Origin of the sequence: Xenorhabdus bovienii (assembly GCF_024721015.1) — a bacterium.
GTDB lineage: Bacteria > Pseudomonadota > Gammaproteobacteria > Enterobacterales > Enterobacteriaceae > Xenorhabdus > Xenorhabdus bovienii.
Genome location: NZ_JANAIF010000450.1, coordinates 1 through 255, shown reverse-complemented (window position 1 = coordinate 255; position 255 = coordinate 1). Strand labels below are relative to the sequence as shown.

Annotated in this window: 1 protein-coding gene; it reads right to left on the bottom strand. The window is 51.0% G+C overall.

Annotated features, from left to right (window positions below; genetic code table 11):
* Window positions 1–22: 22 nt before the first annotated feature.
* On the bottom strand, window positions 23–255 hold a 233-nt coding region (locus NXS07_RS21360; RefSeq protein ID WP_258087684.1), incomplete at its 5' end, for a hypothetical protein.

The window sequence follows — 255 nt, the reverse complement described above, 5'->3', positions numbered from 1 at the left end:
TTTGGCTTGTTTCCAGATGATTTCAATCAGATTCAGCTCTGGGCTGTAGGCAGGAAGATAAAATAAAAGCAGGTTGTAACGCCCCCAGAACTGACCGTCTGTCATGGTGTTGAGGCTCAGTTTCATGGGGTTTACCCCGTGGACTCCATCCATATTGCACCGGCGGAGAGGCGGCAAAACCGGCTTCATCAAAATAGACCAAACGGTAGCGGCCTGCCCGTGCACCGGCCTTAATCTTATCCAGCAAGACGGATT